The 9,896-nt window shown below is 33.5% G+C and carries 9 protein-coding genes; 7 read left to right on the top strand and 2 right to left on the bottom strand.

Annotated features, from left to right (window positions below; genetic code table 11):
* Positions 1–6 precede the first annotated feature (6 nt).
* Positions 7–1,148 (top strand): IS3 family transposase gene (locus HMPREF2897_RS07580; RefSeq protein ID WP_141751288.1). Its coding sequence is split into 2 segments (ribosomal slippage): positions 7–277 and positions 277–1,148, totalling 1,143 coding nucleotides; the frame shifts between segments, so codons are not numbered across the junction.
* Positions 1,149–1,220: 72 nt separating this feature from the next.
* On the opposite strand, the gene HMPREF2897_RS07585 is transcribed toward HMPREF2897_RS07580, so the two are convergent.
* Complete coding sequence (locus HMPREF2897_RS07585; protein WP_002446033.1) at positions 1,221–2,285, bottom strand: NAD(P)/FAD-dependent oxidoreductase; 1,065 nt, start codon at positions 2,283–2,285, stop codon at positions 1,221–1,223.
* Between the two features lie 286 nt (positions 2,286–2,571).
* Here HMPREF2897_RS07585 and HMPREF2897_RS07590 point away from each other — a divergent pair, with 286 nt between their 5' ends.
* The 6 genes from HMPREF2897_RS07590 (at position 2,572) to HMPREF2897_RS07615 (ending at position 8,385) form a co-directional block, all read left to right on the top strand.
* The gene (locus tag HMPREF2897_RS07590; protein ID WP_001831896.1) at positions 2,572–2,817 is read left to right on the top strand and encodes a YuzB family protein; all 246 of its coding nucleotides are present in this window, start codon (positions 2,572–2,574) and stop codon (positions 2,815–2,817) included.
* A 29-nt stretch (positions 2,818–2,846) separates the two neighbouring features.
* Complete coding sequence (locus tag HMPREF2897_RS07595; protein ID WP_002446034.1) at positions 2,847–3,206, top strand: HesB/IscA family protein; 360 nt, start codon at positions 2,847–2,849, stop codon at positions 3,204–3,206.
* Between the two features lie 269 nt (positions 3,207–3,475).
* Entirely contained in the window at positions 3,476–4,684 is a 1,209-nt protein-coding gene (locus HMPREF2897_RS07600; RefSeq protein WP_002457198.1) for an NAD(P)/FAD-dependent oxidoreductase, read from the top strand.
* A gap of 320 nt (positions 4,685–5,004) precedes the next feature.
* Positions 5,005–6,486 (top strand): M17 family metallopeptidase, encoded by a 1,482-nt coding sequence (locus tag HMPREF2897_RS07605; RefSeq protein WP_002475054.1) that lies wholly within the window; start codon positions 5,005–5,007, stop codon positions 6,484–6,486.
* A 185-nt stretch (positions 6,487–6,671) separates the two neighbouring features.
* Positions 6,672–7,988, top strand: coding sequence for a Na+/H+ antiporter family protein (locus HMPREF2897_RS07610; RefSeq protein WP_002485997.1), 1,317 nt, complete (start codon positions 6,672–6,674; stop codon positions 7,986–7,988).
* 22 nt (positions 7,989–8,010) lie between these two features.
* Positions 8,011–8,385 carry a hotdog fold thioesterase gene (locus tag HMPREF2897_RS07615; protein ID WP_001831899.1) on the top strand — a complete coding sequence of 125 codons (375 nt, stop codon included), beginning with the start codon at positions 8,011–8,013 and terminating at the stop codon, positions 8,383–8,385.
* 58 nt (positions 8,386–8,443) lie between these two features.
* Here the strand turns inward: HMPREF2897_RS07615 and HMPREF2897_RS07620 are convergent, their stop codons facing one another.
* A complete protein-coding gene (locus HMPREF2897_RS07620; RefSeq protein WP_002457196.1) occupies positions 8,444–9,598 on the bottom strand; it encodes an NAD(P)-binding domain-containing protein in 1,155 nt (384 codons plus the stop codon).
* Between the last annotated feature and the right edge of the window lie 298 nt (positions 9,599–9,896).

Here is a 9,896-nt window from a genome sequence, read left to right on the forward strand (position 1 = left end):
TTTTCTATGAAAAGAGTTTCTTATTCAGTAGAAATAAAGTATAAAGCAGTTGAAATGAAAGCAGCAGGATTTTCAACAAAAGAAATTATGAAAGAATTAAATATTAGAAATAGAACACAAGTGAAAACTTGGTGGCGATGGTATCGAAATGGGGAAAGTTATAGATTTTCACAACAAGTTGGTAAACAATATACCTACGGTAAAGGATTAGAAGAGCTGTCAGAAGTAGAACAATTAAAATTAGAAAATAAGAGAAAAGATATAGAATTGGATATTTTAAAAAAGTACAAGGCATTGGAAAGGAAGTGGTACCAGCAGTAGTCATAGATTTAGTGGATCAATTAAAAGTAAAATATTCAATCAAATTGATACTAGAAGTATTAAACATACCTAAATCAACATATTACCGATGGAAAAACAAAACCTATAAAAATGATACTGTAACACAAAAAGTTATTGAATTATGTGAAGCTAACCACTATACCTACGGTTATCGTAAGATTACAGCACTGATTAATCAATGTTATACATCACCAATTAATCATAAGAGAGTACAGAGAATTATGCAGAAGCATCATTTGAACTGCCGAGTTAGACCTAAAAAGACGACAAGGATAGGTAAACCGTATTATAAAACTGACAATTTATTACAAAGACAATTTAAAGCGAGTTGTCCCATGGAAGTATTAACAACCGATATTACTTATTTACCATTTGGTCATTCTATGTTGTATTTATCTTCGATAATGGATATTTATAACGGAGAAATTGTGGCGTATAAAATAGATGATAAACAAGACCAAAGTTTAGTTAATGATACATTAAATCAAATCGATATACCCGAGGGGTGTATATTACATAGTGATCAAGGCAGCGTTTATACATCTTATGCTTATTATCAATTATGCGAAGAAAAAGGCATTATCAGAAGTATGTCCCGAAAGGGAACACCTGCTGATAACGCCCCGATAGAAAGTTTTCATTCCTCGCTAAAGTCTGAAACTTTTTACATCAATAATCAGCTTAATAGCTCTAATCATATTGTAATAGATATTGTCGAAAAATACATTAAAAACTATAATAATAATCGAATTCAACAAAAACTAGGCTACTTATCTCCTGTAAAATACAGAGAATTAGCAGCCTAGAACATAGTGTTTTTATTAAGTTCCCGTTTAAGGGGGTCAGTACCAATGTAAGTGTCCTAGGTTCTTTGTTTATTAACCATTATGATATTTATAGCGCCACAGAACACCTGATTTTAAAATAGAAGCCAGTCGTCCGGTAACTGTTCGATCCATGATATAAGCAAAACCTTGTTTGTCACCTAAAGAGCCTAAAAAGCCTTGTACTTTAATTTCAGGCATTTTATCTGGAAGTGGTTCGTTATTCCATTGTTTCTTCAACACATCAGCAATCTGTTCACCTTGTAGTTCTGCTAATTGAGCGCTGGGTGCATGTGGTAAATTAGCACAGTCACCTACGACATAAACATTTCTATAGGTTGGGACTTGATGGTACTGATTAATAATCACGCGTCCAGTGGTACTCATATCGATAGGAAGATTACGCACAATTTCAACAGGTTGTATGCCTGCTGTCCAAACGACTAAATCAATATTTTCTGGTTTACCATTATTATAAATTTTTCCAGGTTCAACTTTGTCGATGACTGAGTTGGGTACTACAGTAACATTATGTTTAGAAAACCAATTAGATATGTATTTACTTAGTTTCTCAGGAAAATTCCTTAAAATTCGAGGCCCTCTATCATATAATAAAATTTCCAAGTCTGATCGACTTTCACGTAGTTCGCTCGCTAATTCAATGCCACTTAAACCTGCCCCAACGATACCTACACGCGCCCCTTTAGGTAATTCGCTAATTCTATGGTATGTTTCACGCGATTTAGATAATGTTTGAATGCTATGAGTATATGCTTCAGCACCAGGGACATTATGATATTTATCCTCACACCCTAGACCAATGATAAGTTCGTCATAATCTATTTTTGAATTTCCAACTGTTATCATTTGTTCGTCCAAATCTATATCATTGATTTCCCCATAAACCGTATTAATTTTACTGCTATCTGGAAATTGGATTCGCACCTCTTTGTCAGATTTAGTTCCTGCTGCAAGTGCATAAAATTCTGGTTTTAAACCGTGGAATGGCATGCGGTCGATTAAAGTTAAGTGATATCCCTCAGGAATTGAATGAGGTAAAATGCGCGACATAATTCGCATATTACCATAGCCCCCGCCTAGTAATACTAAGTTTTTCATTGATTTATACCCCTTTGTTAAAATTGTTTTATTGAAACCCTTTTCAAAAATTACTAGAATACTCTAAATGAAGATGATTCCTAGTCCCTGATAGTTATAATAAAATACTTGTATGCATGACTATTATATCTATTTTTCAAAATGACTACAAACAAATGTAGAATGCAATTTAATTATGATAAAATTTAAAAAGATAAACAAAATTAAAATCGTCATACCGACTGATAGTCAGGACATTGAATACTTTGTTATAATGTTTAAACTAATAAAGATAAGAAGGTGACTTATGTTTCCATTAGTGGAGTTCTGTATTTCAAATATGGCCAAAGGCAGTGATGTTGTATTTGAAAAATTAGAAAATGATCCTAATATAGATGTCCTTGAATACGGTTGTCTACAAAATTGTGGTCTATGCGCAAGTAGCTTGTATGCCCTTGTAGATGGTGATATTGTTGAAGGTAACACACCAGACGATTTATTAAAAAACATATATCAACATATCGAAGATAATGATATAACGAATTTGCTATAGAGATTAAAAAATTATGGGAGGTTTTTTATATGCCAACAGTCATTTTAACTGAAGCGGCAGCATTTGAAGTTAAAGACATGTTAAAAAATAACGACATGTCTGATGGTTATTTAAAAATTAAAGTAAATGGTGGAGGATGCACAGGATTAACCTATGGTATGTCAGCCGAAGCAGAACCTGGTGAAAATGATGAAATTCTCGAATATTATGGTTTGAAAGTTCTAGTAGACCAAAATGATGCTCCAGTATTAAATGGAACAACAATTGATTTTAAACAGTCACTTATGGGTGGAGGATTTCAAATAGACAATCCTAATGCTATTGCCTCATGTGGTTGTGGAAGTTCATTTAAAACAGCTAAAGTCGCTGGAAATCCAGAGCAATGTTAACTTCATATTGCCATCCGAAATTAAATTAAACTTTTCACAAACTATCCCTATTGTAGCTTGAAAATATAGGGTAAAAGCTATAAAATTAAAACTAGATTAAAAGTGTCTTTTATGTGAACAACTGAAGAGCAAAACCCAAAAAAGACTTGAAAATTTTAAATGTTGACTAAGACTATAAAGAAAGAGACAATTTGGCTTGTCATATGTTTATAGCCTTTATCTACATTGTTGGTTGGTTAAAATATTATGAAAGCTTAGGTGAATTAGAGATGGCTCAAGATCGTAAGAAAGTGCTCGTATTAGGTGCAGGTTATGCTGGTTTACAAACTGTAACTAAATTGCAAAAGGAACTTTCTGCTGATGCAGCGGAAATTACTTTAATTAATAAGAATGAATATCATTATGAATCAACTTGGTTGCATGAAGCTTCTGCCGGTACGATTAATTATGAAGATTTATTGTATCCTGTTGAGAAAACTGTCAACAAAGATAAAGTGAATTTTGTTGTTGCTGAGGTAACAAAAATTGATCGTAATGCTAAACGCGTAGAAACTGATAAGGGTGTTTATGACTTTGATATCTTAGTTGTTGCACTAGGTTTTGTTAGCGAAACATTTGGCATTGATGGTATGAAAGAACATGCTTTCCAAATTGAGAACGTTTTAACTTCTCGTAAGTTGTCTCGTCACATTGAAGATAAGTTCGCAAATTATGCTGCTTCTAAAGAAAAAGATGATAAAGATTTATCTATTTTAGTTGGGGGAGCTGGATTTACAGGTATTGAATTTCTAGGTGAATTAACTGATAGAATTCCTGAATTATGCAGTAAATATGGTGTTGATCAAAGTAAAGTGAAGTTAACATGTGTTGAAGCAGCACCTAAAATGTTACCGATGTTCTCAGACGACTTAGTTAGTTATGCAGTAAAATATTTAGAAGACCGTGGAGTAGAATTCAAAATTGCAACACCTATTGTCGCTTGTAATGAAAAAGGTTTCGTTGTTGAAGTCAATGGAGAAAAACAACAGTTAGAAGCTGGAACTTCTGTATGGACTGCTGGAGTGCGTGGAAGTCATTTAATGGAAGAATCATTTGAAGGTGTTAAACGTGGACGCATTATCAATAAACAAGATTTAACAATTGAAGGTCATAATGACATCTTCGTTATAGGAGATTGTTCAGCGTTTATTCCAGCTGGTGAAGAGCGTCCATTACCAACAACAGCTCAAATTGCTATGCAACAAGGTGAGCATACTGCTAGCAACATTAAACGTTTATTAAATGGTGAATCAACACAAGATTTCCAATATGTTAACCGTGGAACTGTATGTTCATTAGGTACTAATGATGGTGTTGGAATTGTATATGGTAGAGATATCGCTGGTAAAAAAGCAGCATTCTTGAAGAAAGTTATTGATACTCGTGCGATTTACAAACTTGGTGGCATAGGATTAGCCTTTAAAAAAGGGAAATTTTAATCAAGTAATAGACATTAAAAATACAATAAAAAGGTACGAGACATAATTTATTGTCTCCCTTAGCAAAGATGACTAGAGTTAAAATATGTAAACAACTCAAATTAATTTTGTCATCGATTGTTTATATTTTAATTATACCTGGGACAAAATGATTGTCTCAGGTTATTTTTTATCAAAAAAATATGATGAAGAAGAATTTCACACTTAATTAAACAAAAATGCTTTTTATTTAGAGTTAGAGTAAAAAGTGGTTTTGTTTAATATTGTGGTGTTCATAACTTATAATTATTGTTATACATAATGAGGAACGGAGGATCTATATGCAATTTTTTATTAATCAAGATACGCCAACATCAATTGAAACGATTGTGGTGGGTGTGCCAGATCACCTCAACCAATTAGGTGAGATAAAATATCATAAGACGTTAATTAAAGAGCGATTAGAAACATTAAAACAATATCATGTCATCAATAGCTCAATCGGCAAAATATCATCAACGCTTATTTATATTGATGAAAAGCCCAAAAGATTATTAACTGTAGGACTAGGAAACTTAAAAATTTTATCATATCAACGTTTATTAAAAGTTTGGGGTCAGTTGTTTCAATATTTAAAAGACGTTCATGTAACGGATTGTGAATTATTGTTAGATACTTTCAAATCTAAATATGGTAACATTATTGAAATTTGTCAAACTTTAGGTTTACAAAGTGCACAATCTATCTTTGAATTTGACCATTATAAATCGGATAAAAAGCCTCCATACCAAGGTAGAGTCTATATACAAACGACAGAGCATAATATAGAAACGAAGATTAACGAAGGCCAACAATTGGGTGAATCTATAAACTATGCTCGTGAACTAAGTCAAATGCCTCCGAATATTTTAACACCCCAATATTTTGCCGAAGAAATAAAAAAGCATTTCGAAGGGAGTTCCGTTAGTGTAGATATCAAAGATCACCGACAAATTATAGATGAAGGATTTGGATTAATACATGCAGTAGGTAAAGGTTCTAATCATGGTCCGAGATTAATTACGTTATCATATTATGGTGCAGAAGCTGATGAACCACCTATTTCATTAGTGGGTAAGGGCATTACATATGATTCCGGTGGATATAGTATTAAGTCTAAGATAGGTATGCAAACTATGAAATATGATATGTGCGGTGCGGCCAATGTTATTGGTATGGTTGATGCGATCTCTAAGCAAAAGCTACCTGTAAATATTGTAGGAGTGATCGCTTCAGCTGAAAATATGATTGGTGAATCTTCGATGAAACCAGATGATGTATTTACTGCGCTTAATGGTGAAACGGTAGAAATGTTGAATAGTGATGCTGAAGGTAGAATGGTTTTAGGTGACGCAGTATTCTATGCAACACAATTTAAACCACAACTAATTCTTGATTTTGCTACATTAACGGGTGCAGCGATTGTAGCTTTAGGTGATGACAAGGCGGCTGCTTTCCAATCTCATGCTGAAAATGAACTTAAAAACTTATTAACAGTTGCACGTCATGTAGACGAAAAAGTATTCGAATTACCTATTACAGAGACTGAAAGACATTTAATTAAACAATCAGATGTAGCAGATTTAGTCAATCATACGAACGGTCAAGGAAAAGCATTGTTTGCAGCAGCATTTATTTCGCATTTTAGTGGTGACATCCCACACATTCACTTTGATATCGCGGGCCCTGCAACAATTAAAAGTGCTACATATAAAGGTCCAAAGGGTCCGACAGGTTACATGATACCTACAGTTGTAGAGTGGTTACAACAAAAATATAAATAAAGTTATATAGACTCAACTTATTACATTTTTAGGTGTTATATTTCAGTTATTGAAAATAATCAACTAAATATAACTAAATGTATATAATCGTTGAGTCTTTTTTAACATTGACATTAAATATATGTCTTGCTAGTATGTATTTTATAAATACTTTAGTTCGATAGAGTGATAAAGGGTGAGGCGGAATGATAAATGCTGTTGTAATCGCAGTCATATTAATGATCATACTCTGTTTATGTCGATTAAATGTGGTCATTAGCTTATTTATTAGTGCACTTGTCGGTGGATTAATATCAGGTATGAATTTAGAAAAAGTAATTAATGTTTTTGGAAAAAATATAGTAGATGGCGCAGAAGTCGCATTAAGTTATGCGTTACTCGGTGGTTTTGCTGCTTTGATTTCATATAGTGGTATAACTGATTATCTTGTTGGTAAAATTATTGCAAGTATTCATGCTGAAAATAGTAGACTTTCCCGAGTTAAGGTTAAAATAATTATTATCATTGCATTGTTAGCAATGAGTATCATGAGTCAAAACTTAATTCCTGTACATATTGCCTTTATTCCAATTGTAATACCTCCGCTTGTGAGTTTGTTTAACGATTTAAGAATTGATCGCAGACTTATTGCTTTAGTAATAGGATTTGGTTTGTGTTTTCCTTACGTGCTATTACCTTATGGTTTCGGTCAAATTTTCCATCAAATCATTCAAAGTGGTTTTCAAAAAGCAAACCATCCAATTGAGATGAACATGATATGGAAGGCGATGTTAATACCTTCAATGGGATATGTTGTGGGTCTCATACTTGGATTTATTGTTTATAGAAAGCCACGCGTTTATGAACAACGTAATGTAAATGATCGAGAAACAATTTCGGAACTCAAACCTTATGTGCTAATTGTTACTGTCATTGCCATACTAGCTACGTTTTTAGTACAGACATTTACAGATTCTATGATTTTTGGTGCGTTAGCTGGGGTACTTGTTTTCTTTGTTTCAAGAGCTTATCGTTGGTATGAACTCGATGAACAATTTGTAGATGGAGTCAAATTAATGGCTTATATTGGTGTAGTGATACTAACAGCTAACGGGTTTGCTGGCGTGATGAATGCAACAGGTGATATAGATAGCTTGGTCAAGAGTTTAACAGGATTAACTGGAGATCATAAATTGATTAGTATTATCGTCATGTACCTCATTGGACTTATTGTAACATTAGGTATTGGTTCCTCTTTTGCAACAATACCTATTATTGCTTCATTATTTATACCTTTTGGAGCATCAATTGGTTTAGACACAATGGCTCTTATTGCTTTAATTGGTACAGCAAGTGCTTTAGGTGATTCAGGTTCTCCAGCAAGTGATTCTACACTTGGACCGACAGCCGGTTTGAATATGGATGGACAACATGATCATATTCGTGATACATGTATCCCGAATTTCTTGTTTTATAATGTTCCACTTATGGTTTTTGGTACGATAGCAGCTATGGTACTATAACTACTGAAATGAGGTGTGAACTATGACCAATCTTTTAGAAACATTTGAAATGAAGATTGAACAAAAAGAAGATGGTAAAGTAGTAGTGTCTATGCCTGTGACAGATAAAGTAAAGCAACCCTTTGGCTATTTACATGGTGGTGCGAGTTTAGCTTTAGGTGAAACAGCATGTTCGATAGGTGCTGCTCATTTGATTGATACGCAGCAATTCATTCCACTAGGTTTAGAAATGAATGCAAATCATATTCGCTCAACTCGACAAGGACATGTGAGAGCGTTTGCTTCTTTAATACATCAAGGAAAAACAACACAAGTTTGGAATATTGATATCAAAGATGACCATGACCAATTAATCAGTGTCATGCGTGGTACGATTGCTATTAAACCTATTCAATAATGTAACAGAACACCCCGATTAAATTGTGAATTCTACACAATCTAATCGGGGTGTTTGTTTATGAGATTTTCTTATTTAAACGTTTATATGCTTTACTTATGCGTTCAGCGCTTTCCTTACCGCCCATTATATTTCTTGCAAAAGGACCTAGTTCTAAATCTGCAAGTCCACCAGCTACGAATAATTGATTTAACCATTCTAGTTCGTTTGACAAAGAAGGATAACCTGAATGATTGAGTGGTGCTTGTTCGTTTTGAATAAGGTTTTTAATGAGTGGTTGTGTTAATAATTGATTATAAAATCCGGTAGCTAACAAAATATGCTTATATTCAAAATATTTTCCAGCAGCGATAATATAGGATTCTGTTACATCATCAATTTGACTCATATGTATGACGAGTCGACCACTTTGCACATATTTCTTTAACCTTAAAAATAATTCCATAGGCATTGAACCGCTATGACGCTCGTCTTCAATTAACTTCATTCTTGCATCTGAAGAGGATATAGATGCAAGAAGGTTCATTTTCTTTGGTCCTAACCAACCAGGATCAGCATCAAAATCGTGTATCTCAATATCTTTATTCATCCATAAATGAACAAGTTGGTGATTGTGTTCATTTAATAATTTTAAAGTGAGGTGGGCAGCAGATATACCTGAACCAACAACATGTTGAGTATCTTTATCTAAAGAGGCATGATAATTATCAGCAAATATGTGTTTTACATTCGCTTTATTTCTGAAAATTTCAGGTATGAATGGCGTTTGCGTATAACCATTTGCTATCACAACACAATCGGTAACCATTTTATCGCCTGTTGATAGTTTTATACACCATTTACCTCTTGATTTATTAATAGCTTCGACTTTACCTTGTATATGACAATCATTAAGTTTAAATTGATGTATCAAATCATGAACATGATGCATAAACATATCTCTTTGAGGACGTTTATACGGGCCGTAATAAGCTGAAGTATACTGATGATATCTAGCATATTGTTTGAGATGAAAAGGTTTAGGATGAATATGATGAACGAAAGGCGATCTTAAGTATGGCATACTAATACGTTGTGTATAAATATTAAAACGCTCACATAATGAGGAGTAAGGATCTATGATAGTAAGCTCCTCATTTTTTAGTCCTTCATTTTTTAATTTAAGTGCAATGGTGGTTCCTTGTAAGCCACCACCAATAATTGTCCAATGCATTGAATCGCCCCTCTACTTTCAAAACGTAATAATTACGATTTAAATCATACCACAACTTGCAAAGAGTTACAAAGTGTCATTTTTATTTAAAGAGGAGCAAAACAATTTTAATGTAAAATTACATATGAATACAAAGTATTTTGGCGAGACTCTTGAGGGAACAGGACAAGCTGAAGACTACAGGCTGAAGCTGTCCCCTAAGAAAGGGAGCCAACAATACGAAGTATTGTAAATAAAAAAGCCAGTAAATGAATTTATGAAAACTAGACTGACCCCAATTAGTGGGAATTATATAAAA

It is taken from the genome of Staphylococcus sp. HMSC065D05 (assembly GCF_001813195.1).
GTDB classification, from domain to species: Bacteria; Bacillota; Bacilli; order Staphylococcales; family Staphylococcaceae; genus Staphylococcus; species Staphylococcus epidermidis.